The organism is Aquimarina addita (assembly GCF_039539305.1).
GTDB lineage: Bacteria > Bacteroidota > Bacteroidia > Flavobacteriales > Flavobacteriaceae > Aquimarina > Aquimarina addita.
In genome coordinates this window covers 50,575-75,627 of record NZ_BAABCW010000008.1, presented here as the reverse complement: position 1 = coordinate 75,627, position 25,053 = coordinate 50,575, and the positions used below count along the sequence as shown (strand labels likewise).

General features: G+C 31.5%; 21 protein-coding genes. 7 read left to right on the top strand and 14 right to left on the bottom strand.

The annotated features are described in order from the left end of the window. The first annotated feature begins 75 nt into the window (after positions 1 to 75). Positions 76 to 525 (top strand): DUF1569 domain-containing protein, encoded by a 450-nt coding sequence (locus ABD816_RS11320; RefSeq protein WP_344927411.1) that lies wholly within the window; start codon positions 76 to 78, stop codon positions 523 to 525. 158 nt (positions 526 to 683) lie between these two features. Here ABD816_RS11320 and ABD816_RS11315 read toward each other — a convergent pair whose 3' ends face one another. The 6 genes from ABD816_RS11315 to ABD816_RS11290 all read right to left on the bottom strand — a co-directional run bounded on the left by ABD816_RS11315 (position 684) and on the right by ABD816_RS11290 (position 9,382). After that, positions 684 to 1,550, bottom strand: coding sequence for a DUF4349 domain-containing protein (locus ABD816_RS11315; protein ID WP_344927410.1), 867 nt, complete (start codon positions 1,548 to 1,550; stop codon positions 684 to 686). A 67-nt stretch (positions 1,551 to 1,617) separates the two neighbouring features. Continuing rightward, positions 1,618 to 2,637: an adenosine deaminase gene (locus ABD816_RS11310; protein WP_344927408.1), complete on the bottom strand. Its 1,020-nt coding sequence runs from the start codon at positions 2,635 to 2,637 to the stop codon at positions 1,618 to 1,620. Positions 2,638 to 2,705: 68 nt separating this feature from the next. Beyond that, positions 2,706 to 4,712 (bottom strand): excinuclease ABC subunit UvrB, encoded by a 2,007-nt coding sequence (gene uvrB, locus ABD816_RS11305; protein ID WP_344927406.1) that lies wholly within the window; start codon positions 4,710 to 4,712, stop codon positions 2,706 to 2,708. An 81-nt stretch (positions 4,713 to 4,793) separates the two neighbouring features. Then, positions 4,794 to 7,610 carry a T9SS type B sorting domain-containing protein gene (locus tag ABD816_RS11300; protein ID WP_344927404.1) on the bottom strand — a complete coding sequence of 939 codons (2,817 nt, stop codon included), beginning with the start codon at positions 7,608 to 7,610 and terminating at the stop codon, positions 4,794 to 4,796. A 26-nt stretch (positions 7,611 to 7,636) separates the two neighbouring features. Further along, positions 7,637 to 8,479 (bottom strand): ABC transporter permease, encoded by an 843-nt coding sequence (locus tag ABD816_RS11295; protein WP_344927402.1) that lies wholly within the window; start codon positions 8,477 to 8,479, stop codon positions 7,637 to 7,639. A gap of 3 nt (positions 8,480 to 8,482) precedes the next feature. Continuing rightward, positions 8,483 to 9,382 (bottom strand): ABC transporter ATP-binding protein, encoded by a 900-nt coding sequence (locus ABD816_RS11290; RefSeq protein ID WP_344927400.1) that lies wholly within the window; start codon positions 9,380 to 9,382, stop codon positions 8,483 to 8,485. 323 nt (positions 9,383 to 9,705) lie between these two features. Here ABD816_RS11290 and ABD816_RS11285 point away from each other — a divergent pair, with 323 nt between their 5' ends. Continuing rightward, positions 9,706 to 10,773 (top strand): hypothetical protein, encoded by a 1,068-nt coding sequence (locus tag ABD816_RS11285; protein ID WP_344927399.1) that lies wholly within the window; start codon positions 9,706 to 9,708, stop codon positions 10,771 to 10,773. Positions 10,774 to 10,960: 187 nt separating this feature from the next. Beyond that, positions 10,961 to 12,271, top strand: a complete 1,311-nt coding sequence (locus tag ABD816_RS11280; protein WP_344927398.1) for a T9SS type A sorting domain-containing protein — start codon at positions 10,961 to 10,963, stop codon at positions 12,269 to 12,271. 129 nt (positions 12,272 to 12,400) lie between these two features. On the opposite strand, the gene ABD816_RS11275 is transcribed toward ABD816_RS11280, so the two are convergent. The 5 genes from ABD816_RS11275 to ABD816_RS11255 form a co-directional block, all read right to left on the bottom strand. Then, a complete protein-coding gene (locus ABD816_RS11275; protein ID WP_344927396.1) occupies positions 12,401 to 13,459 on the bottom strand; it encodes a nucleoid-associated protein in 1,059 nt (352 codons plus the stop codon). Between the two features lie 485 nt (positions 13,460 to 13,944). Continuing rightward, the gene (locus ABD816_RS11270) at positions 13,945 to 14,457 is read right to left on the bottom strand and encodes an IS1096 element passenger TnpR family protein (protein ID WP_344927394.1); all 513 of its coding nucleotides are present in this window, start codon (positions 14,455 to 14,457) and stop codon (positions 13,945 to 13,947) included. Between the two features lie 57 nt (positions 14,458 to 14,514). Then, the gene (locus ABD816_RS11265) at positions 14,515 to 15,543 is read right to left on the bottom strand and encodes a COX15/CtaA family protein (RefSeq protein WP_344927392.1); all 1,029 of its coding nucleotides are present in this window, start codon (positions 15,541 to 15,543) and stop codon (positions 14,515 to 14,517) included. A 126-nt stretch (positions 15,544 to 15,669) separates the two neighbouring features. Then, positions 15,670 to 17,094 carry a CCA tRNA nucleotidyltransferase gene (locus ABD816_RS11260; protein ID WP_344927391.1) on the bottom strand — a complete coding sequence of 475 codons (1,425 nt, stop codon included), beginning with the start codon at positions 17,092 to 17,094 and terminating at the stop codon, positions 15,670 to 15,672. Between the two features lie 8 nt (positions 17,095 to 17,102). After that, positions 17,103 to 17,672, bottom strand: a complete 570-nt coding sequence (locus ABD816_RS11255) for an L-threonylcarbamoyladenylate synthase (protein WP_344927388.1) — start codon at positions 17,670 to 17,672, stop codon at positions 17,103 to 17,105. A 99-nt stretch (positions 17,673 to 17,771) separates the two neighbouring features. Here ABD816_RS11255 and ABD816_RS11250 point away from each other — a divergent pair, with 99 nt between their 5' ends. Beyond that, positions 17,772 to 18,875 carry a glycosyltransferase gene (locus tag ABD816_RS11250; protein ID WP_344927387.1) on the top strand — a complete coding sequence of 368 codons (1,104 nt, stop codon included), beginning with the start codon at positions 17,772 to 17,774 and terminating at the stop codon, positions 18,873 to 18,875. A gap of 143 nt (positions 18,876 to 19,018) precedes the next feature. On the opposite strand, the gene ABD816_RS11245 is transcribed toward ABD816_RS11250, so the two are convergent. Continuing rightward, the gene (locus ABD816_RS11245) at positions 19,019 to 19,819 is read right to left on the bottom strand and encodes a glycosyltransferase family 2 protein (RefSeq protein ID WP_344927385.1); all 801 of its coding nucleotides are present in this window, start codon (positions 19,817 to 19,819) and stop codon (positions 19,019 to 19,021) included. Between the two features lie 352 nt (positions 19,820 to 20,171). Here ABD816_RS11245 and ABD816_RS11240 point away from each other — a divergent pair, with 352 nt between their 5' ends. Next, the gene (locus ABD816_RS11240; protein WP_344927383.1) at positions 20,172 to 20,948 is read left to right on the top strand and encodes a Kdo domain containing protein; all 777 of its coding nucleotides are present in this window, start codon (positions 20,172 to 20,174) and stop codon (positions 20,946 to 20,948) included. Between the two features lie 41 nt (positions 20,949 to 20,989). Here ABD816_RS11240 and ABD816_RS11235 read toward each other — a convergent pair whose 3' ends face one another. Further along, the gene (locus ABD816_RS11235; RefSeq protein WP_344927381.1) at positions 20,990 to 21,751 is read right to left on the bottom strand and encodes a glycosyltransferase family 2 protein; all 762 of its coding nucleotides are present in this window, start codon (positions 21,749 to 21,751) and stop codon (positions 20,990 to 20,992) included. 293 nt (positions 21,752 to 22,044) lie between these two features. Between ABD816_RS11235 and ABD816_RS11230 the strand changes: the two genes are divergently transcribed. Then, positions 22,045 to 22,863, top strand: coding sequence for a hypothetical protein (locus ABD816_RS11230; RefSeq protein ID WP_344927380.1), 819 nt, complete (start codon positions 22,045 to 22,047; stop codon positions 22,861 to 22,863). Positions 22,864 to 22,961: 98 nt separating this feature from the next. Here the strand turns inward: ABD816_RS11230 and ABD816_RS11225 are convergent, their stop codons facing one another. Continuing rightward, positions 22,962 to 24,026, bottom strand: a complete 1,065-nt coding sequence (locus ABD816_RS11225) for a glycosyltransferase family 9 protein (protein ID WP_344927379.1) — start codon at positions 24,024 to 24,026, stop codon at positions 22,962 to 22,964. 119 nt (positions 24,027 to 24,145) lie between these two features. On the opposite strand from ABD816_RS11225, the gene ABD816_RS11220 reads away from it, so the two are divergent. Beyond that, positions 24,146 to 24,997, top strand: coding sequence for a glycosyltransferase family 2 protein (locus ABD816_RS11220; protein ID WP_344927377.1), 852 nt, complete (start codon positions 24,146 to 24,148; stop codon positions 24,995 to 24,997). The last annotated feature ends 56 nt before the right edge of the window (positions 24,998 to 25,053 follow it).

Here is a 25,053-nt window from a genome sequence, read left to right as displayed (position 1 = left end):
GTTGTTTATATAAAGTAAGGTTTGGTGGTATATCTACTCGTGGGGAATAGGTAGTAATTATTCAAAATAATGTCAATGGATAGTAAATTATACGATATCGCATACCTTATTCAATTTAAAGATTTAGAAAGAACTAATGTTTCAAAGGTTTCTATTGCCTGGCATTTGGATCATAGTCTTAAAGTTATAAATAAAATTTATGCTGTTTTAAAAAGTTCAGACCCCTCGGTGTATAAAAACCGATTTAGTTTGTCAAGAACTTTTTCTTTTTTATTAGGTTATATTCCTAGAGGTACTGCTAAATCTCCTGCTTCTGTATTACCACCCTACAAAATTAAAACTGAAGAAATTTTATCCCAATTAGAGGAAGCTAGAATTAATCTTAAAGAATTAGAAATATTGGATCAAAATGCAAATTTTGTTCATCCCGTTTTTGGTCATTTAAATATCAAGCAGGCAAAACGTTTTCTTGAATTACATACTAAACACCATCTTAAAATTGTAAACGATATTCTTAAAAAATAAGATTTTTTCAATTCTTTTCCTGAGTTCTATTTAGGTAGATTGAAATTGTTTTTATGAATTAGACTAAAGCACCGTCAGGATCAATTACCCATATCTATTTATAGTTTGTAGTAGGATAAACATACTACTGAATTTTTCTCTCATTCGATGTAAGACCACTATTTCTTATTAATTATATTTTCTAAAATTTTTAATTTTTCAATTGCTAATAGGAATAGATATGCAAATAAGGTTAAGAAAAAGAACATCACTATTAATTGAAGATAGATTTTTATAGTCCATTCCAGCGCTACCTTTACCCTGTGTATAATGCTTATATTGATTTCTTTACCTTCTAATAAAGAAAACTGTACCGTACAGAACTCATTTTCGTCATCAAAATCACCAAGACTTACACCGAGACCTTGTAATTGTTGCTCTATTTCCAGAATTCTATTTTCTAATTGCATGAATTCATCAATTTTACCTCCTTTTGTTTTTAACTCTATTAAAGATGCTCTGATCTTTTCCAGAGAGGCTTTTTTTGCATTTAACTCTTTATACTCATTAGTTTTATCTTTTTTCGTAATCTGTTTCGCTTGTATTTTTCCAATATGGATAAGGTCTTTATATAATGCATCAAAATTTTCTGGGGGAACACCGATTAATAGATTGAGTTTTCTTGTTCCTTGATTTCCACTTTTCTGTTCGAACTGAATTAACGCTTTATATTTTTCTATTTTTTTTCTGGCATCTGATTCTTCCTTATCAAACTCTGTAGACTTGGATTTAATCTCTGCAATTTTCTCATATTTCTGATCAACATTTACAGATGTTTGTACCGTATTACTGGATTTAATCTGATACTTTTTAGACGCATAATTCTTTCTGCTATTAGAGATGTTATCAAAGAACTGAGCTTGATTATTTGTAGTATCTACTTTTTTAGTATATCCATAAATAAATCGAAAAACAAATAGTGAAATAAAAATTACTACTAATATGAATATTAGTTTTTTAAGTCTTTTTTTGAATACTTTTTTCATTGATTTTTTTTCTAAAATACTACATAATAATCTAAAGAGACATTAGAAACCTGTAGTAGCTAATTGATTAACTATTTTTAAAATAAGTTTCTATCTGGATTTTTAATTTTTCTTTTTGGGTATCGTCTAGCCAACTTGCTTTGATACTATTTTTAGCAAGGTCAGTAATTTGCCTTTTAGATAAATCAAGTGCTCTGGCAATTGCTATATAGTTTTCATTCATATATCCGCCAAAATAGGCTGGATCATCAGAGTTGACGGTAACTAGTAGGTTTTTAGCCAGCATAGAAGCGATAGGATGATCTTTTAGATTGGTAACTACCTTTAGTTCTAGGTTAGAAAGAGGACATATGGTAAGGGGTACCTGATTCTTGACAAGTCTTTTTACTAATTTTTCATCTTCCAGACATCGGTTACCGTGATCAATCCGGTCTACTTTTAATAAGTCAAGTGCTTCCCATATATAGGAAGCTGGACCTTCTTCTCCTGCATGTGCAACTGTTATATACCCTTCTTCTATGGATTTATTAAAAACTCGTTGAAATTTAGACGGAGGATTATTCAGTTCTGAAGAATCAAGTCCTACTGCAGTAATCCAATCTTTATAAGGTAATGATTGTTCTAAGGTTTTAAAGGCAGAAGCTTCATCAAGATGTCTAAGAAAAGACATAATCAATCGATAGCTTATTCCTAATTTTTCTTCACCATGCTCCAGTGCTTTATGTATACCATTAATTACGGTTTCAAAGGGAATACCCCGATCTGTATGTGTTTGTGGATCAAAGAAGATTTCAATATGTAATACATTTTGTTTTTTAACCTTAATAAGGTAAGCCCAGGTTAAATCATAGAAATCCTGTTCAGTAATCAATACATTTGCTCCTGCATAATAAATATCAAGAAATTCCTGTAAATTGTTGAATTGATATGCTTTTTTTACTTCGGATACATTTTCATAATTAACTTTGATATTGTTTCTTTTTGCAAAAGCAAACATAAGTTCAGGTTCAAGAGTACCTTCAATGTGTAAATGAAGTTCTGCTTTTGGAATTCCTTCAATAAATTGTTCAATCGAACTGGTTTCCATGGTTATCTTTTTAAAATTAGTTAGTTATCTATGGTACTCTGAATTGGATAGTATCTGTTCAGTAACAATTATACTTTTTGATCCTGTATCTTTGCCTGCATCATCTTTATTTCATCACGTAATCTTGCGGCAGTCATAAAATCTAAATCTTTCGCAGCTTTTTCCATTTCTTTACGAACATTTCTAATGCGAACTTCCAGCTGTTCTTTTGTGTAATAAGCGGTTTCTTCCTCTGCTGCTTGCAGGGTAGGAGCATTTTCAAATTGATAAGGCTCTACTTTTTTACCTGCAAGTGCATTATCCAATGATTTTTTAATTGCAGTCGGTGTAATTCCGTGTTTTGTATTATAGGCAATTTGTTTCTCTCGTCTGTAGCTGGTTTGATCTATAGTTAATTGCATACTTTTAGTAATCTTATCAGCATACATAATTGCTTTTCCATTCACATGTCTTGCGGCTCTTCCGATAGTTTGCGTTAAAGACCTGTTATTACGAAGAAATCCTTCTTTATCAGCATCCAGTATAGCAACTAGGGAGACTTCTGGCAAATCTAACCCTTCACGTAAAAGATTGACACCTATTAAAACATCAAAAAGCCCTTTTCTCAGATCTTGCATAATCTCTACACGTTCTAAAGTATCTACATCACTATGTATGTATCTACAGCGGACATCAATTCTGGTAAGGTATTTGGCTAATTCTTCAGCCATTCTCTTGGTCAGCGTAGTAACCAGAATACGTTCATCTTTTTCAATACGGATATGCATTTCTTCAATCAGATCATCAATTTGATTCAGGCTGGGACGTACTTCAATAATAGGGTCTAGTAGTCCTGTAGGCCTGATGATCTGTTCTACATAGGTTCCTTCACTTTTTTGTAATTCGTAATCTGCAGGAGTTGCACTGATATGGATAACCTGATTCTGAATTGCTTCAAATTCTTCAAATTTTAATGGGCGATTATCCATGGCGGCTGGTAATCTAAATCCATATTCTACCAGATTTTCTTTTCTGGATCTATCTCCACCATACATTGCGTGTACCTGAGATACTGTTACATGACTTTCATCCACAAGCATTAAAAAATCGTCTGGAAAATAATCTAATAGACAGAAAGGGCGTGTGCCGGGTTGTCTTCCATCAAGATATCGTGAGTAATTTTCGATACCTGAACAATATCCTAATTCACGAATCATTTCGAGATCAAAATTTGTACGTTCTTCTAATCGTTTAGCTTCCAGATGTTTTCCAATTTCTTTAAAATAGTCTATTTGTTTTCCAAGATCTAAGCTAATTTGGTCAATAGCTCCATTCAGTACATCGGGAGAGGTTACAAACATATTAGCCGGGTAAATCGTAATTTGTTCATATTTTTCAATAACCGCATTGGTCTTAACATCAAAAGCTTCGATTTCTTCAATTTCATCCCCAAAAAAATGAATTCTAAAAGCATCATCAGCGTAGCTTGGAAAAATATCTACAGTATCTCCTTTGATTCTAAAATTACCTCGATTAAATTCTGCCTCGGTTCTTGAGTATAGACTTTGTACCAGTTTATGTAAGAGTGCTGTTCTGGAAATGACTTGCTCCTGTGCTAATGAAATTACGTTTTTTTGAAACTCTATGGGGTTTCCTATACCATAAATACAGGACACGGATGCTACTACGAGTACATCTCTTCTTCCTGAAAGTAGGGAAGAAGTTGTACTTAATCTTAATTTCTCAATCTCTTCATTGATAGAAAGATCCTTTTCGATATAAGTGCCAGAAGTAGGAATGTATGCTTCTGGTTGATAATAATCATAATAAGAAACGAAATATTCAACCGCATTTTTTGGAAAAAATTGTTTGAACTCAGAATATAATTGCGCTGCCAGTGTCTTATTGTGTGCTAATACTAAGGTAGGGCGTTGAACTTCATTAACCACATTGGCTGCGGTAAAAGTTTTACCGGAACCCGTAACACCTAATAATGTTTGATATTTTTCTCCTGCCTCTACACCAGAGACTAATTGTTTTATAGCTTCTGGTTGATCTCCTGTAGGTTTAAACTCTGATTCAATTGTAAATTTCATTATATACGCTTTCTTTTTTCTGTTTAAAGATACAGAATAGGGTTTGATATGATTAGGTTCAGTCCAATTTTTAGGAAACCTTTATCGTATCAAAGAAAAACTTCCTTTTGCGATTCTGCCATCTTCTAATTCTACTCTAAACCAATATTCATTAGATGGCATAGGTTGACCACTATAAGTTCCATCCCAACCATTCCCATTGGCCATAAGTTGTTTAATTAATTTACCATGACGATCAAAGATAAAAATCCGCGAATTACCTATCACTTGCGCTGATATTCCATCTACATTCCAGGTTTGATTGAATGAGTCACCATTCGGTGTAAAAAATGCTGGAAAACCTACTACAGAAATTTCCTGAGTTACTTCCTCACCACATCCATTTTTGTTTCTTACATATACTGTATGAAAACCTGATGGGACATTATTAAAAACAGGGCTATCCTGATATGTTCTTATATTACTATCATTAAAAGCAATTGCAAAATCATAATCTCCGGGCTCTACCAGATTGATGGTGACCGTGTTGTTTGAAGTAGCATCCTGTATTACTATAGGTTGTTGAATAACCGCAGGTTTAGATAGGATGACAGTAACAGTTCTTTCTTTAGTACATAATGTGTTTTTGTTAATAACGGTTACAGTATATGTGCCCTCTTCTGTAACCGTAATCTGTTCGGTAGTTTCTCCGGTAGACCATAGATAGTTAAAAGTATTGGAACTAATTCCTGATTGTAATCCTGAATTAATCTCGATCGTTTCATCCTGACATAGAATTATTTCCTCGGTTTCCTCGATATCTGGTAATGGACTAAGTAATAGTTCTACTGTATTAATTCCGTAACATCGATTCTGATTATCTTCTACTCTGGCATATACTATTTCCTGATTTTGAGTATAAGGAGTTGTATTGGTAAATGTACTTATAGCATTGACTTTATTTAGGGCATCAATATTCGTTGCATAATACATTACAGATAAATTAGGATCAGTAATGCCCAGCAGTACTTGTGAATCTGCTACCGTAAGATCAAATTCTCGTAAACCATCTTCAATACCATCATCATCGCACAATTCTAAAATCGCATCATTAGCAGTATTATTACTAATTAAGAGATCTACTGTCGCTATATCGTAACATCCGGTTATATTGTCAATAACCCGGGTAAATAACTGTTGGACAGAGGTGTTTTCATACGCTTCTGGATTGGTAATTTCAGGAAAACCATTCTGAGCACTCATCATATCACTGAAAAATAAGACAGTTCGGTCTGTACTGGAATCAGTAATCTGATCGGTTAACTCAGTAAGATTAAATAAAGTAATTCCATCATCTGGATCTACATAAGTATCGCACTGTGTAATTGATGAATCATTAGCTACAGGAAGTGGTACAAATGTAACATTGGCAACTCCGATAAGAGGGCAACTACCATCATTAAGATCAATTTCTACCCGATAATTTGCACTATCTATAATGTCTAAAAAAAAACTAGTATTTGCTATCGGGACGTTATCTTTGAACCAAGAGTAGGTTGCACCCATGATATCTTGATATTCTAACCTATAGGTGTTGACATCACATAGTATAAGATTGGTATTTGTAGGATCGCCATTATTAATAATATCCACAGTTTGAGAAAAAATTGATTGTATAAATGGAGGCAGACCTACTTGTGATGACCGTAGCCCATCTGTATTGACTAATACCCCTTGCTCTTTGTAGATGATATTTGATGCTACTTCTTCTGGATTTTCAATGACCCCTAAATAATTTCCTTGGTCATTAGTAAAATTGTATAATGCTCTGTATATTTTTCCATCGGGTCCTAACTGTAATGCTCCTGCACTAAAATCAGAGGAATCTTGTGATATCTCATTAAGTAGTCGTGTACCACTAGCTGCGATCTGATTAACAGGTAACGAGAGATCAAATTGCATTACAAAACCAAAATCAATTCCTGCATCCCCTATACCTATGGTTGTATAAAGCCGTTGACCGCTCTGAGAGAATTCGATTCCGTAGGGAGCATCTCCATTGTATAATTCTAATTCATTACTGACAATCCCAGTACTATTATTAAAATCATATAATAACACTTTACCAGGCCCGTCACCAGCAGTCTGTGTGGCTAACCCCAGATGTGCTACTCCTAATTTATCTCCTTCTGGAGAAGTTTTCATGTATCCTAATGCATTACGCCTGTATCCCGATACAGGGACGGTTACTCCTACCTTAGAAGTAACAGGAGTTATGTTAATACCAGTCTGATCAATAGCAAAGGCATAGAAAGTATCAATAAAATGAGTAATTACCCAAAAGGAGTTACAATCATCACTTTTTACAGCAGTTATTTTTTCAGAGCATTTATATAAACTTTCTAAAGTATCAGAGGTATCATAAGTGATTAATGAAATATTTTTTTGTCCGCTGATTACTCCTCCATTACCATTATCCAATGTCATATCAACAACAGAATAAGCAAATCCATTATTAACACCATCTCCATCTATTGTATTAACATCATTATCCGCATTTAAATGATGAGGTTCATCTACGGTAAAAACGATATAGATATTTGGGGTATTAGGCTGCGGAACGATCAGCGCAGAAGAGGTGCTGGAACTATCTCCTAATAATCCAGTTCCATTCTGCATAGGAGTATGGTTTCTAGTGTATATAACGGAGCCATCTGTATAAAATAACAGTGCTCCATTCGCATCAGAAATAGTAGTACAGCCTTCTAAGGTGTTTAATTGACCATTTGTAAGTGCTGTAGGAGGTGTGGTACTGAAATTGAGCCCTGCATTTTGTCCAAAATACCAATTATTAGCTTCTCCCTGTCCTAATAAAGATAGACTTGTGAAAAGTAATAGTATAGAGGCGAGATGTTTCATGTGTTGAGTTGAATAACTCAAAGATATTATAAATCTCTCTTTTTAAGAAGATAATAAGAAAGACTTAAGAATATTCCTGTCCAAATTAATACAATTAAAATCTCATACCAGTGAACTCCTGAGTTAACTTCAGAACTTTCATTAAATTGGTTCATTGTGGACTGTACGATACTAAGTCTTGTAAAAGGTTCTTTAATGAGGTTACTCATGCTCTCTAATGGGAGAAATTGAATAACTATCTTATCTAAAATATCAGTGTCGAATTTCCATTTAAACAAACTTGAAATTAATTTAAATACACCTTCAATAATTTGCCAAAAAATTAAAAAACCAAGGGCAAAGGCTGATCTTTTGATAAGAATACCCAAAAACATACAGAATGAAAAGAAGCCAACTAGTTTTATAAAGTAAGCAAAGATATATTCGAGATCTGTAGTGATAATTGAGAACTCATTAAAATCTGAAAAAATCAATCCCAGAATCAGCGATACGATAAATAAGAATACAGTGGATAATAATGAGAATATGACAACGGTTAAGAATTTAGACGCTAAAAATTCCTTTTTACTAAGTCCATCAATTAGATTTTGCTTTAGTGTTCTATTAGTATATTCATTAGCCATGATCGCTACAATGACTATAGCCAAAAACAGTTTCAGCCATGCTGCAAACCAGGCATTAAAATGCCAGATATAAGGGAAATTAAAAATTCCCTGATCAGCTAGTCTAATATGAACACCACCAAAATTAAACTCATATGAAGCAATTAACGAGATAGCCGTTAATAAAACAAAATAGGTAATGGTTAATATCTTCGCAGCTTTATTGTATCGTAGTTTATGAAATTCTATTGTAAGTAATCGTAGCATGCCTTAGTTTAGGTTATTTGTTAATTGTAAAAATTGTTCTTCCAGACTTTCTTTTCTTTTCACAAGATGTGTTAAGATAGTCCCTGCTTCGAATACTTCTTTATTTAAGCTTTCTGCATCAATATCCTGAGTCAAATAGGCTATGAGTTTGTCATCTTCTTCTTTAATTTCCCCGAAACCCGAATGATCAGACAGCCATTTTTTTAATACACTATTTTGATTACTATTGAGCTCAAAAAAACCAAAGTTGACATTCATTTCATCTACAGGTCCTGAATATAGTTTTATACCATTGCGGATAATAACCACATGGCTACATACTTTTTCTACTTCATCCAAAAGGTGTGAAGCAAGTAGAATTGTGGTTCCCTGAGCTGCAATTACTTTTATAATTTCTCGTATTTGATGAATTCCTTGTGGATCTAATCCATTGGTGGGTTCATCAAGAATAAGAATTTCTGGATCGTTTAATAATGCAGAAGCAATCGCTAATCTTTGTTTCATTCCTAATGAAAATGTACTAAAAGCACTATCTTTTCTATCTAATAAACCAACAATCTCTAATTTTTCTTCAATTTTATCAGGAGTTACTCCTTTAATTTTACAGACTAGCTTTAAATTTTGAGCGGCTGTCATATAAGGATAAAAATTAGGACGTTCTATAATGGCTCCTACCTTTTTAAGCGCCTGATGCGTTGATGTATTGCCATCAAACCATTTAAAGTTACCGGTAGTTTTATTGACCACATTGAGAACAATTCCCAGAGTAGTTGATTTACCACTTCCGTTTGGACCCAGAATACCGTATACATTCCCTTTTTTTATTGTAAATGAAAGATCATTCACCGCAGTAATTGCCCCAAATCTTTTTGTAAGATTTTGTAAAGTTAAGATGGTTTCCAATAGTGATTATTTTTAGCGTTTATATTCAGTAAGACGATGGTCTGTTGATTTTGTTACATGTTCATGATATAAATTATAATTTTAAAATGAACATAAGATAAACTTCACAAAGTTTTAATTGCTGGGTTTGTCATAAGTTTTACAGTATTTATGATAAGAATTGATGACTGAGTTTCTACTTATTTGGTAGTTACAAGACTAGGTTGTGACTTTATAACTATTACAGGATATATCTAATAATAAATATACTGCTAAAAACGCAAAATAATGATATTCCAACAAATAGACGAAGTAGGTTGGTATATTTTGATTAATTTTATTTTATGGAAGAAAAATTAATGTCTAAGAAGAAACCTACATATCCTATAAATGATAGATTAGATTCATATTTAAAGGATTGTAATCGTCAGATCAAAATCCCTGTTTTTTACGACGACTTACTTCGGTTTTCTGGTTCTATTGTAGTGTATGATAGTAATGATGAAGATACATTATGGATCCGGGTATATTATGAAGAACACGAACGGGTAGAAATAGAGTCAAGTTTAAAAAAAGTTTATACAATTCTTCACTCTGATGGGAATGAGGATACTATTGAGTTCCTGAATATAGATGCTATTGATTACTGTACATTTGGGAATTCTAAACCCTTTAGAATTAAAATACGAAATATTCTCAATGATAATTACACATATATTTATGTAAAGAAGGCGGATGCCTCTCGTATTTATGGGTTGGAGTTAGAACATATGTTTTCTCCTAATAGAATTAATTTTTTAGTGTATAAAAACACTTTAATTGAAGAGCATATTGCGGGAATTCCGGGAGATGAATTTATTAAGGATTTTTTAGATGATCTTAGTGATAGAGCGAAGGCTCAAATTGCTAAAGAATTTGTGAAGTTTAATGAGCGTTGCCAGATGCGCTTATTAGGAGATATGCGATCCTACAATTATGTTATTGTGCCTACACATGACTTTGATCAGGTAGAATATAAGATCAGGGCTATTGACTTTGATCAGCAATGTTATGAAGGGAAACTAAAGGTATATCAACCTCAGTTTTTTAAAGAAAATTTTAAAATGGTAGATCTTGTAGCTAATAAGTTGCAACCTAGTTCTATAGAACAATACAAAAAAGAAGAGCGTTCTGTATTAGCAAAACGAATGCTGAATGCCCGCTCTAGATCCAATACCTTAATGGATTGTATGTGTACAGATAAAATTTCAAGTAAAGAAAATATACAATTGCTAGGAGAACAGCTGTATGGGTTTACTCTGGATCTAAAGTTTCGTCGTTGTAAATCAATGGGAGAGATTTTAAAAACGGGTCTGGATTTTGTAAGGCGTAATTATGAAAATGTAAATATGAAACGCTTGTTAGAGGGGTAGTTTTAAAAACAAAACTGGAAATATGAAAACAGAAAAATAAAATCAAAAAATTAGAAGTTTGAAATTATTTTTTGCGTAAAACGTAACATTTTAGATGCCAACGACACTTACATGTAGAACAATACAAGTGTAAATCGCTTTAATGTATTATGTATCTATTCAACAAATTTTAATAGAATTATTTCTTATGAAAAAAATAGTACTACTTACAATTTTATTAACTAACTACATTAATGCACAATGTACGGATAATGTTAATATACCAGATGTTAATTTTAAAAGCTACTTAGTTAATAATTTAAGTATTAATACTAACAATGATACCGAAATCTCTTGCGGAGAGGCAATAGCTTTTACTGGGGTAATGGATGTCAGTGATGCTATGATAACTGATTTGACAGGGGTGGAAGCCTTTGTTAATATTGTAGAATTAGACTGTTCTGATAATCAGATAACAAGTTTAGATATTTCCGCTAATACAGTTTTAAGAAATTTGGATTGTAGTTTCAACCAGTTAACGAGTTTAGATGTTTCAACTAATTCAGCGTTACTAAATTTGTCTTGTAGTTTTAATCAAATATCAAACTTAGATATATCAAATAATACGGATTTACAAGATTTATTTTGCAGTCTTAATAAATTAACAAACCTTGATGTTTCAAACAATAATAATTTAAAATCTTTAAGTTGTGGTAGTAATGATTTAGAAAGTTTAGATGTTTCAGCTAACACGGCTTTAATAGATCTTAACTGTGCTAACAGTTTAATAAGCGATTTAAATGTTTTAGGTGTTACAAGTTTAGAAACTTTACGATGTACCAATAGTAAATTAGAGAGTTTAGATATTTCGACTAATACCTCTTTAATAGAATTATACTGTGATACTAATGAGTTAGTGAATATTGATGTTTCAACTAATACAGCTTTAGAAATTTTTAATTGTGCTAATAACCAAATACAAAGTATCGATGTTTCAACTAATTCAGAGTTATTTCTTTTTAGATGTAACAATAATCAAGTACAAAGTATCGATGTTTCAGCTAATTCAGAGTTAATTATATTAAATTGTAGTGATAATGAATTAACAAATTTAAATATAGCTAATGGAAACAATACAAATTTGAGTACTGTTTTTTCGAACTTTACAAGTAATAATAGTTTAGTTTGTATACAAGTAGATGATACTGATTATTCAGATACTAACTGGTCTGCTTTAAAAGATGTTATTGCAAGTTATCAAGTAGATTGTAATAGCTTAAGCACCAACGATTTTACTTTAAAAGATTTTATGGTATATCCTAATCCAATAAAAGATAACGTAACCGTTCAGTTAAATGAAGAACCGGAAGAAGTATCAATTTATACTTTATCAGGTAAAAAAGTACTATCAACTTCACAAAAAGAAATTACTATAAGTAACTTACAAACGGGACTCTATGTGATTAAGGTAAGAACGAACAATGGTAATATTATGGAAAAGAGAATTATAAAACAATAGATTTGAAAATTTAAGTTAAAGAGAGACAGTTTCCGTAATTTTGTGTAAACAGAAATTACGGATACTGTCTATTTTCGAATTTATTACGTTTGTTTTTTAATATAAGTATTTAATTTTCAATACTATATATTAATCCTTCTGTTCTTTGTTAAAATATACTAAGTAATAGTACATCTGTTTTTCTTCATCCCAGCCTTTTTCAACAAATTTTTCCGCAGATTCAGGGTTGATAAAATCCATTTTAATCTGAATATTGGTGTCCAGATTGATGATGTTTTTTATTTTCTTTCTGGCTGCCGTTACTGCTGTATTTGCAATAGGAAATTTAGTGAGATCTTCAATGTGATATTTAGGTGCTTTTTCTGTTTTATAGTGTTTAAATTCTGGAATAAGCTCAGGATTATCAATTACCTCATTTAAAAAAGCGGATTCTTCAAAGGTATCATTCTTAGCAAAATGATTTACAGCACGATTCATAAACATCACCTGTTCTTTTTTATCCTCTGCAGGTAGTACTACATCTTTAGAGAAATCTTCACAAAATTTCATATATTTTTTAGTGTAAAAATTTTCATCTTCAAAAGCTTCAACTCCCAGAAAATGCTCTAACCAGTATTTAGTGTCATAGCGATTAGAATCTACAGAAAGAATTTTATATCCTTCTTCTTTTTTGTGATTAAAAATTAAACAGCCTTTATCTAGTTTGTTTAAATTCACTCCTTGTTGATGTAATAACTCTATATTAGATCCCTGTTCTTCAAATTGAAGAAAATCATGTTTTAATTCTGATTTAAAAATACCTAGGGCAGCTACCTTTTCATTATCTATTGTATTATTTTCTAGATAGGTAACATAGACTTCTCCACTTTTGATATGGGGATGTTGTGATTGTTCATATAAGAGAGAAGCAATTCTTTTAGACTTCTCGTGTGCTGATGAAGGATCATCAAATATTTCACTGACGATCTTAAATAATGGATTAAACTCAACATCAACTTCATTTGCAAACTGAAAATAGTTTTCTTCTTTTTCTCTGAAAGGTTTAAAAAAATATTCTTTTAATAAAGCCGTTAATTCATCATTAATTGCATAAGGAGCGTCAGAAAGAAAGATATTTTCATTTCTACTTTTATTACCAATTCGATGGATAGAAAGAGATTCTATTTGAGTATTATAAAGATTGATCATTTATTTTGTTTATTACGTTGAAGTTCAATTATTTTTTTCAAAGTTTCAGAGTTTTTTGTTTAAGTCCGAATTTATAAATTCCCGATTCTTTAACTTTTTTAATAACAATTGATAACATACACTCTAATTAACGTGTGTCATTATAAATTGTTATAAAACCTTTTTCCGATATGAATTCTAGATTTTTTCCAATTTCCGTTTGTATTTATAATTTTAAAAAAGAGCTTATTACAATAGTAAAGAATCGTAGATAGTCATTTTTTTTTATTGTTACTATAACCATCTGTAATATTATTTTGAATTGAGATAGATGTTCTTCTAATTTGGGAAGTTCATCTATACAATTCTTCTTTAAGGAATCTTTTAGTGAATACAAATATATCTGTAAAAAGATTCAATGATTTTTGCTAAATTTTAAAAGTACTTACTTGATTTTCAAATTAAAAAAATGAGCCATATTATGCTTTTAGACTTAGTAACTTTTATTAATTCCAATTCTCATTGAAATCCAATTCATCATAGTCATCTAAATCAATAAAATCATTATTTTCAAAATCAGTATCCTCTACACCATCTGCTTTAAACTCTTTTTCAGGAGCTGTATCTGGTAACTGACCGTGGACAAACATAGTGTTAGGATATTCTCTTCCATCTTCAAACTCTGCAATCTCAGCAAGTTCAACCATAAAGGTCCACATGCTTAAGAAATCATATATGTAGATAAGTTTTACAGAAGCTTCGTGAACTACATCTGATAAGATAGTTTCATTCATCAACCTCACAGGTTGACTACCATCGCTCATATCAAAAAGAGAGATCTCTTCACCTTGATTCCATTGTTCATCACTGGTATAAAAAGAAGCCATTTCTGAACCATCAAAGCCAAAAGATTGTGTAATTACGTTATGAAATTCTTCTAAATTCGAATTTTCATCGATTTCGATATCTCTAAAAACATCTTCTTCAGTGTCGAGAATAATTCTGAAACGGTAAATCATTATTAACTATTTTGGAAATGCAAAGATACGAACTTGTTCTCGACTAATTTTAGATTTTTAGCTTTCCCAGGCTTTATTTTTGAAGACTTCTAAAAATATAAAAAATTGCACTCCAAATAATAAAGAGGATAGTACTAAATGTAAAGGTTGTGACAAGAAAGGGAAATCAAAATAAAACATCAATATTCCTGTGAAAGCTTCTAAGGCTATTAGGATTAAAACCCAGTTTAGTTTAGATAATGCAAGTTGTAGTTTTTTATGTTGCCAAAATAACCATCCATTAATAAGTACGATTATAATCGAAAAAGATCGATGAATATAAAAACTGAGTGTAGGAGGGTGTAGCCAAGTCGATTTTGCAAATTCACCAAATGTTTTTATTTGTTCATCCACATGTTGACGTACCTGAGTGCCTAAAGCTACTTGTATCAAAGTTAAAGATACAGAAAACACAAGAATAGTTTTAAAAACAGTCGAATATCGATTGGAAGTGATTCGTTCCTTAGTCAGATATAACACAAATAATAAAACAGCCAAAATAATGAAGGCAACTATCATATGAACTGTTATTCTAATAGGAAGCAAGTTGGAATCAACTACAATCTTACCTAACCAAGCCTGAAAAAGCATTGCTATAATGATCAGGGTTGATAAGATAGGAATTAATTTTTTCTCTTTCCAAAAAGTAAAAGAAAAAATAAACATCAATAGTATAGGGATTCCTGAAAGTACTGTGACTAATCGATTTATATATTCGATCCAGGTATGCCATACATTAAATTTTGCATAATCATGCTTAGTATAAACTTCCCAATTTGTAGGTTGATATACTTCTAATGAGGTAAAGTTTCTCGTACTAACTCTTAGGGATTCTTTTACAATCACAATCATACCTTCTCGGTATGCGGTACGAGGTTGCCATTGTATTTGCGCTTCAGAAGTAGGAGGGATATAATAGCCAAAACACTTAGGCCAATCCGGACATCCCATACCTGATCCTGTCATTCTTACCACAGCACCTGCAATAATGATTAGATAAATAAGTACGATGGATGTAATCACTAATGCTCTAAAATATTTTTTCATACTATTGGATTTCAGATATTTTTTTAGTGTCTCGAAGTTATAAAAACCCTCGATGTATAGGTGTTTGTTCTGCGATGTTTGTTTTCTTGCCTAATTTTATTTTTCTTGTTTATATATGAATGCGTATTATCCAACAACTAATCCTAACTGTTTTCCTTTATCCAGCATAAACTGAAAAGCAGCTTTATGTTCATTAGGTATTTCTCCTTCCAGAATTGCTTCTTTTATTGCTTCTTTGATCACTCCAATTTCTCGAGATGGCTTGATATTAAAGGTTTTCATGATTTCTTCACCAGAAACAGGAGGTTGAAAATTTCTGATATGGTCACGTTCTTCTACTTCGACCATTTTTTGACGTACCTTTTTAAAATTATTGTGATATTTCTTAAAACGTTTTGGGTTTTTAGTGGTAATATCAGCTTCACAAAGGGTCATAAGTTCTTCAATATAGTCGCCAGCATCAAATACCAGTCTACGTACAGCAGAATCTGTTACATCAGAGGCGATTACAATAGGGCGGGAACTCATTAAAACCATTTTTTGGACAAATTTCATTTTATCATTCAATGGCATTTTTAGCCTTTTAAATAACTTAAACACCATTTTTGACCCAACAAATTCGTGCCCATGAAACGTCCAACCTACTTTTTTACTGAATTTTTTAGTGGGGGCTTTACCGATATCATGGAGTAGGGCAGCCCAGCGTAACCATAAATCATCCGTGTTTTCTGAAATATTATCAACTACTTCTAAGGTATGGTAGAAATTATCTTTATGTCGTTGTCCTTCTACCTCATCGATACCTTTTAGTGCTGTAAGTTCTGGCAGGATATATGGTAAAAGACCAGTTCTCTCTAATAGTAGAAATCCTGTAGAAGGTTTGTTGCTTCCTATAATCTTATGCAATTCATCTACGATTCTTTCTTTGGTTATGATCGTAATACGATCCTTGTTTTTGGTAATTGCTTCTAAAGATTGTTCTTCAATTTTAAAATTTAATTGTGTTGCAAAACGAATAGCACGCATCATTCGTAGTGGATCATCAGAATAGGTAATATCAGGATCTAGTGGTGTTCTGATTATTTTGGCTGTTAAATCTTTAATGCCACGAAATGGATCTAATAATTCTCCAAAATTCTTTGAGGACAGGCTTAATGCTAATGTGTTGATACTGAAATCTCTTCGATCCTGATCATCTTGTAGGGTACCATTTTCTACGATTGGATTTCTGCTATCTTCTCTATAGGATTCTTTTCTGGCACCCACAAATTCTACTTCAATGCCATCAGTTTTGAGCATAGCAGTTCCATAGGTTTTAAAAACCTGAACTTTGGGATGATTAGGTAAGATTTTAGCGACTTCTCTGGCAAGTTCTATTCCGCTGCCAATGGCTACTATATCAATGTCTTTCGCAGTTCCTCGCTTTAAAAGATAATCTCTTACAAAACCTCCGATAACATAACATTCTATTCCTAAAGAAGAAGCTGCTTGAGTAATGATTTTAAAAACGGGATGAGATAAAGCTTCTTTGTGATTTTTAATTTCAGACATGAATCGATTTACTTCCTAATAATTTTAACAACACTATCTCCACCAATTTTAATAATAGATGATGGTTTTGCTTTTTTGTTTGGCAATGGCAAATTTACGACATAGTCTACGCCTTCCAAAATGGCGGAGCTAATTTCTTCAAAGTTCATAGGTGTCGCTTTACCACTGATATTAGCAGAGGTAGATACGATAGGTCTTTTGTATTTCTTAATCAATTTACCACAAAAAGGGTCTCTTACTACTCGAATGCCTAAAGTATTATCTTCAGAAATTATGTTTTCTGCGACTCTTAGCGGTCGGTCATATATGATGGTAGTTGCTTTTTTTGCATATTTTAGAATATCGTAGGCTACTTCCGGAATTTCTTCTACATACTGCTGTAGCATTTTAAAATCGCTAACAAGACAGATCATAGATTTACTTTCTACTCTGTTTTTTAGCCTGTATAGTTTATCGATAGCTCCAGGATTGGTAGCATCGCAGCCTAATCCCCACACCGTATCTGTTGGATATAAGATAATACCCCCACGTTTTAGGGTGGCAATGGTTTCCTCTATTTCCTCTCTATAGTCTATCATTTAGTTATAAGTTTGATGAATTGATAGCACAAATTGATGCTGTTTCTGTACAAGGCTCAAAATTACTATATATTTGTCAATATTAATACGTTTTATCTTATGAAGGTTTTACATATATCTGGTGCTAAAAGTTGGGGCGGAAATGAACAGCAACTTATTTATTTAATTGAACAGTTGAATAGATTGGGGGTAGCGCAATCTCTTTTTTGCTATGAAAATACCAAGTTGTGTGAATTAGCCGGAGCATATGAAATTAATGTAATTACTATTCCTAGATTAAAACCTTATAATAAAGCATACAGGAAACTGCTGAAAAAATGTGTAATAGAAAATAACTTTGACTTACTCCATCTTCATACAAGTGATTCTGTAACTGGTTATGTAATAACAGATATTTTGATGAGGTTGAAGACAAAAACTGTTTTTTCAAAAAAAGGAATTAGTAGAAAAATTAGTGCTTTGAGCAAGTACAAATATAATTATAAGAATATTCATAAAATTTTATGCGTTTCTCAGGTAGTTCTTAATCATTTTGAAGAAGTTTTATACGCTAAGAATCATTCAAAACTTTGTGTTGTTTATGACGGAGTTAAGGTAGAAAATGAAGTGTTAGCTTCTGATTTTAATATAAGAAGAGAATTTGACATTGATAATGAGACTAAAATTATAGGAAATATAGCCAATCATACAAGAGCAAAAGATTTACCTACATTAATAAAAACGCTGCACGCTCTTATCTATGAAAAGAATTTTAAAGATATTCATATGATTCAGATAGGAGAGTTTTCTAAACTTACTCCAGAACTTCAGGAATTAGTGAAGGATTTAAAATTAGAAGATTATATTTCTTTTATAGGGTTCAAAACACAAGCGTCTCTATTATTACCGCAATTTGATGTGTATTTAATGACATCAGAGAGAGAAGGTGGACCTACTACTGTATTAGAAGCTTTTTATAAAAAGGTTCCTGTAGTTTCTACAGAAGTTGGCATTGTGGGAGAAGCCATTGAAGATGCTAAAAATGGTTTTTTAACTCAAGTAGGTGATGTAGCTGCATTAGCTGATAAATTGAAAATTCTATTAGAGTCTTCTTCATTAAGCACTAAATTCAAAGAGATTTCATATCAGCAATTCATTCTTAATTATACAGCTAAAAAACTTGGAAATAATACTTATCAGATATATAAAGAAATAGTAGGCTGATGTTATATGAACTACCTTAATCCAAGAGTGCAAGTTATTAAAAATAAGCCCGCTTCATTACAATAATCAGGAAACAAGACTCCTTTGTCCTGATTCTATGCGTTACACTCTAGGCAGAGCCTTGAGAAATTCTATTGATTAAATTATAAATATTGATCAACACCTTTATCTATGTAAGTGATTTTTTTCTCAGTAGTTTCTTTTTCTATTATTTTATTCACTTCGATATGACTTTTGTCTTGTTCCTGATGGTAAATATGATATACTAGCCCTTTATATTTTAATCTTTTGCCTTTAATACCGATATTAATGAGACGCTGTATCATCTCGCTATCATCTATTCCCCAGCCTGTAAGTGCTTCATTAAATCCATTTACCTTAATAAAGTCTTCTCGCCAAAAAGACATATTGCATCCTCTTAATTTAGTTGAACGTTTTTCTTCAGTTTTGTATCGATTAGCTAGTAAAGGAATGCGTAAGGTGCGTCCTCTTTTTTTGATACCTTTAGAAAAGAAAGTAAAGGAGGTTTGTTTATTTTTAAAAAGAGTTGCTAAATGGTTTTCTTTAATATTAACTCTGCTACCATATAAAAAAACATCTTTTTCCGCCAGAGAAAGGTGATCTTTTACAAAATCCGGATGCATAATGATATCGCCATCAATCTCAATAATATATTCATATTTAGCACTGGCAATCGCTTTATTCATTATGGCAGGTTTTCGGTTCTTAATATCCTCATGCCATATATGATGTAACGGAACAGGGTAGTTCTTTTGCATTTTTTTTATTAAGTCAGCAGTATCCTTCTGCGAACCATCATCCGCAATAATTACTTCATCAGGGAAAATAGTCTGGTTTTTAATACTTATTAAAAGAAGTTCCAAGGCCTGAGGCCAGTTATACGTAGGCGTAACTAATGAACAAGATAGGGGTTGTTTTGTCATAGGACAAATATAAAGAAAAGAGAGAAGTTTGATTTTATCTATTATAAAATATTCATTAGCAACTTTAGGAAAAATAGCTCTATAAAGTTTTTTCTATTGAAAATGCATCATGCTATAGATTAATCCAAGTTAGAAATGGAAGATAGTCATTACTTTTCTAATTGAGATCCAAGGCATAAGAATTTTAAATCTGTCTTAAAAATGAACGATTCAAAATTAGATTAAAAATCTGCAAATAGGTAAAACGCGATTTTTATTTGAATATATTTGCTACAATTCTAAGATCTTGATGATATATTATGGAGGGCTTTGATATAATGATACATATTTACAAAAGAAATAGTTTAAGAGAATGCAAAATAAATTTATAATACATTCTGATTATAAAGCCATTGAAAGAGATGCAAAAGATGCTATTACAAATTTTGATACTTACCAAGATATATTAGGAGATGGAGATAGAAATGTCATTAAAATTATAACTATTAATGATAAAAAGTATACAATTAAATCTTTTAAAATTCCTAATGTAATTAATCAGGTAGCCTATCGCTTTTTTAGAAAGTCAAAAGCCGAACGCTCATATCAATATGCGAATAAATTATTGGAGTTTGGTATTAAAACACCTTTTCCTGTTGCATATCAGCTCGAAACCACTTCATTTTTGTTTAAAAGAAGTTATTATATGAGTGAGTTATTAGCTTATGATCTGACATACCGCGAACTTATAACACAACCGGATTATCCAGATAAAGAACATATTTTAAGAGCGTTTACAAGTTTCACATATGATTTACATCAAAAAGGAATACATTTTCTAGATCATTCTCCAGGAAATACACTAATTGTTAAAACACCTTCTGGTTATGATTTTTATTTAGTAGATTTAAATAGGATGAATTTTGGTACTATGGATTTTGATACCAGAATTTATAATTTTTGTAAACTGACACCAAAAAAAGAGATGGTTGCTATTATGTCTAATGAATATGCTAAACTTACCGGAGAAGATGAAAGGTTAATTTTTCAAAAAATGTGGGGATTAACAGAAGCTTTTCAGCAAAAATATTACAGAAAAAAAGCTTGGAAAAAAAGAATATTTTTTTGGAAAAAAAAGTATAGAGAATAGGATAGAAATTTTAGCAATAATAAGAGAACTCTCTTATTGATTTAGTGTTTGTTTTGTTTGCTTAATTCTCTTAATTTGATATATTTAAGGAATGTGAGGTTTGCTGTTTGAGAGCAAATAACAAATCCATTAAGTCCATCCAGAAAGCCCAATCGAATAAAATAAGATTTAAAAAACGCCCAGAATGGATTAAAATATATTTTCCATAATGTAGCTTTTTTGCCTAATTTATGATAAGAATGTGATGATATTGTGGAGAATTTTTCAATTTTTTTATTGTAATCACTGTATGTAGGATAGTTCCAATGTAAAATATCACCTTTCAATTTACCTTCTTTACTATTCCCAAATAATTTATAAGAATCGTGTGGGTTAATTCCTTTCCATTCTCCTTTTCCTTTAACAAAAACTCTTAGTTTTTTATCGGGATACCAATCTGAATGTTTGATCCATTGACCACAGAAGCAATTATATCTGTTCATATAGTATCCGTCATATACCCAGTTTGATTTTAATGCTATGATTGATTTTTGTAATTCTGGAGATAGTGCTTCATCACCATCTAATGAGACAATATGATCATGTGACGCTTGAGTAATGGCAAAGTTTTTTTGTTCTAGGTACCCTAAAAATTCTTGTTTGACAAACTTAACATCAAACTGCTTACAGATTTCTTCAGTTCTATCTGTAGAATATGAATCGACCACAACAATTTCATCAACAACATCTACAAGAGATGCTAAGCATTCTTGAATTTTTCTTTCCTCATTATAAGTAATTATAACCCCTGAGAGCTTGATCATTGTTGAGTTTTAAAGTTTAAAATTAGGGAACTTTTTTTGAAAAAAAGTAAAGAGGACAAAAATATTGTTTTTCTTGGAATGATTAGAAGAAATAGAAATAAAATCCAGATTTTTTCATCTCTCACATTTTTTGTGCTGATTTCAACTATAAAATGGACATATTAACTCATTAGCTTATGATGTAATCTTGAAAAATATTTTAATGTACATCTTATAAGTTTACAATGCAAATAGGAAATCTTAGGGCAAAATATGTTTATTTTTGACAGTAATTAAAGTAATCATATACATCTGTGAAAGTAAAAGAATTACCAATATCATTATATAAAACGGTTAGATTACGATTGATACCGGTCAAAAAACTTTTGGAAACAAAGAAAGAAGAAATCCCAATTATAGTTTCATTGACAACGATTCCTTCCCGGGTAGAGAAAGTTCATATTACAATAAGAAGTATTCTGACTCAAACGAAAAAACCAGAAAAGATAGTATTGTGGCTTCCAGAAGACTTGAAGGAAATGATTCCTGATAATCTTACAGTATTACAGGGATCCGTTTTTGAAATTAGATTTTCTCATTTAACTTGTTCGCATAAGAAATTGATTCATAGTTTAAAGGAATTTCCCGATACCACGATTGTCACTTGTGATGATGATTTTATCTATCATAAAAATTGGTTGTCCTATTTATATAATCAACATCTTATATACCCTTCTGCTATTATTGCAAATCAAGTAAGAATGATACGTTATGATGATAAAGGTGATTTATTACCATATCATCAATGGGTATATACAGAAGCTTTTAAAAAGGATAATAAGTGTGTTTTACCTATTGGGGCTAACGGAATCTTATACCCGCCAGAATCCTTACATAAAACTGTTTTTGATGAATCTTTATTTTTGCAATTAACACCAAAAGCAGATGATCTGTGGTTTAAAGCTATGGGTTTATTAAATAACACAGAAAGCAGACTTTCAGAACAGATACCGCCAATTCCTGTACCGATAATCGGAACTCAGCACATATCCTTAAAAAGGGAGAACATAGGAAAAGGGAAGAACGTTACTCAGTGGAAAGCATTACAAGAACATTTTGGGTTTAAAATCTAACTTATAGAATACTCTAGGCTCTACCAGGGTTATAGCACACAGAATCATGATAAAGGAGTCTTGTTTTTGATGCCTTGACCTCTCAGGTCGAAAATGGTTTATTTTGATGTTTGTAAGTAATCAGTAAGTCTTGGTATAATGAAGTCTGGAGAAAATTCTTTATATAATTCTATAGATCTATCTTTAAGATCTTTAGGTATCTTATTTGTGTAGACCTCAGGTTTAAAATCCATTAAGTGAACTGAGTCGTGTTGTATTCCATCTTCAAACATATTCCAGGCATCTTTACGTATCCATGGAGAAAAAATAGTGAAAGTTTTTAGGTTTAAAGCTTTCGCCATATTTACGGCTCCTCCTTCATTACCAATAAGCATATCACAATGTGAGAGGATTCCAATAAATTCTCTCAAACTTTTTCCAAAAACATCAAAATAAATATTCTTTTTTGTTGAATCTGAGGTAAGATCATAAATTAATTGTGCATCTTTTACTTGATTTGGTATATAATTAAAGAGGATATTACTCTGAGTTAGGTTTACAAACTCATCTATAATAGTTGCCATATATTCAAAAGGTAAGGTTTTGTCTATAGTGCTGCCTAAAACGCTTATCATTACTAAAGGTTTGTTTTCCAGTAATCCTTGTGATTTTAGATATTCTTTTGCATCTGTACGCTCTTGATCTGTTATAAAAATTTTTGGAGCAATGATGTTATCAGTTATTTCTTCTTCTTTAAAAATTAAACGTAATCTGTTTTCTAATGCGTTTCCTGCATTAGTAAGCACAACAGGTTTTCTATTGATTGTTTTTGTATAAATAAAATTAGTGTACCATTTATAATATGATATTTTTTCTGGTGCACCAGAACACAAAGTAATTAAATTACTTTCAGTTTTTCCATAAGCATCAATGACCAGGTCATATTTTTTGTTTCTAATGCTTTTAAGAAAATTAATAAATGATCGTCTGTTTTTTTTGTATTCGTTTTTAAATTCTACGATTGTATCTATAAATGGGTTTTCTTTGATAACAGGAATTGTATTAGTATATACCAGGTAATCAATTGTATTTTCAGGGTTTCTCTTCTTAAGAGCTTCACAAAGAATGGATGTTAAGAGTACATCTCCAATCATTTTTTGTTGAATAATTAATATGCTTTTCATTTATTTTTTCTTTCTCTACATACGTTGAAACAAAGTTAGGTAATTCCTGATGAGTAAAATAATAAAGGTAATTATGGTTTTAGTTGCTCAATATGTGGTATTTGACTTATATTTACCATGTGAACAAAATAGATACATCAATAATAATAAGTACATATAATGCTCCAGTTTGGTTGGAGAAGGTTTTATATGGCTATAATTGTCAGGATTATAAGAATTTTGAAATTATTATTGCGGATGATGGTTCTACACAAGATACTGATAGATTAATAAGGAGATTACAGAAAATTGTTTTTTATCCTATTATTCACGTTTGGCATGAGGATAATGGATTTCAAAAATCTGAGATTTTGAACAAGGCTATTACACATTGTAATACCTCTTACATCATTATGAGTGACGGTGATTGTATTCCACGAAAAGATTTTGTGAGGCATCACGTAAGTAAAAGAAAAAAAGGTTATTTTTTATCTGGAGGTTATTTTATGCTGCCTATGGATATTTCAAAGCGCATCAGCAAAGAAGATATTTTAGCTGGAAGATGTTTTGATATAGCCTGGTTAAAAGAAAATGGATTACCATCATCTTTTAAGAATAATAAATTAACAGCCAAAGGCTTTAAGGCATCATTACTCAATACGATAACACCTACAAATGCAAGTTGGAATGGGCATAATGCCTCTGGATGGAAGAAGGATATTATAAGAGTTAATGGCTTTGATGAACGTATGCAATATGGTGGTCAGGATAGAGAATTAGGGGAACGGTTATTTAATCTTGGTATTAAAAGTAAGCAAATAAGATATCATGCTATTTGTGTCCATTTAGATCACCCTCGGGGTTATAAAAATCAGGAATCTATCAATAAAAATTTGGCAATTAGAAAAGCTACACGAGAGGAAAAAAGTGTCTGGACAGATTCTGGAATTATAAAAAATGAAGACACAAAGAGAATTAAAAAAATTGCTTAATAAAAAAATAAGCCATTCATTATTTGAATAGCTTATTTTCTTCAATATATCCGTAT

Coding starts and splice junctions, on each gene's coding strand:
- ABD816_RS11320 (WP_344927411.1), top strand. CDS start 76: ATGGATAGTAAATTATACGATATCGCATACCTTATTCAATTTAAAGAT.
- ABD816_RS11315 (WP_344927410.1), bottom strand. CDS start 1,550: ATGAAAAAAGTATTCAAAAAAAGACTTAAAAAACTAATATTCATATTA.
- ABD816_RS11310 (WP_344927408.1), bottom strand. CDS start 2,637: ATGGAAACCAGTTCGATTGAACAATTTATTGAAGGAATTCCAAAAGCA.
- uvrB (WP_344927406.1), bottom strand. CDS start 4,712: ATGAAATTTACAATTGAATCAGAGTTTAAACCTACAGGAGATCAACCA.
- ABD816_RS11300 (WP_344927404.1), bottom strand. CDS start 7,610: ATGAAACATCTCGCCTCTATACTATTACTTTTCACAAGTCTATCTTTA.
- ABD816_RS11295 (WP_344927402.1), bottom strand. CDS start 8,479: ATGCTACGATTACTTACAATAGAATTTCATAAACTACGATACAATAAA.
- ABD816_RS11285 (WP_344927399.1), top strand. CDS start 9,706: ATGGAAGAAAAATTAATGTCTAAGAAGAAACCTACATATCCTATAAAT.
- ABD816_RS11280 (WP_344927398.1), top strand. CDS start 10,961: ATGAAAAAAATAGTACTACTTACAATTTTATTAACTAACTACATTAAT.
- ABD816_RS11275 (WP_344927396.1), bottom strand. CDS start 13,459: ATGATCAATCTTTATAATACTCAAATAGAATCTCTTTCTATCCATCGA.
- ABD816_RS11270 (WP_344927394.1), bottom strand. CDS start 14,457: ATGATTTACCGTTTCAGAATTATTCTCGACACTGAAGAAGATGTTTTT.
- ABD816_RS11265 (WP_344927392.1), bottom strand. CDS start 15,543: ATGAAAAAATATTTTAGAGCATTAGTGATTACATCCATCGTACTTATT.
- ABD816_RS11260 (WP_344927391.1), bottom strand. CDS start 17,094: ATGTCTGAAATTAAAAATCACAAAGAAGCTTTATCTCATCCCGTTTTT.
- ABD816_RS11255 (WP_344927388.1), bottom strand. CDS start 17,672: ATGATAGACTATAGAGAGGAAATAGAGGAAACCATTGCCACCCTAAAA.
- ABD816_RS11250 (WP_344927387.1), top strand. CDS start 17,772: ATGAAGGTTTTACATATATCTGGTGCTAAAAGTTGGGGCGGAAATGAA.
- ABD816_RS11245 (WP_344927385.1), bottom strand. CDS start 19,819: ATGACAAAACAACCCCTATCTTGTTCATTAGTTACGCCTACGTATAAC.
- ABD816_RS11240 (WP_344927383.1), top strand. CDS start 20,172: ATGCAAAATAAATTTATAATACATTCTGATTATAAAGCCATTGAAAGA.
- ABD816_RS11235 (WP_344927381.1), bottom strand. CDS start 21,751: ATGATCAAGCTCTCAGGGGTTATAATTACTTATAATGAGGAAAGAAAA.
- ABD816_RS11225 (WP_344927379.1), bottom strand. CDS start 24,026: ATGAAAAGCATATTAATTATTCAACAAAAAATGATTGGAGATGTACTC.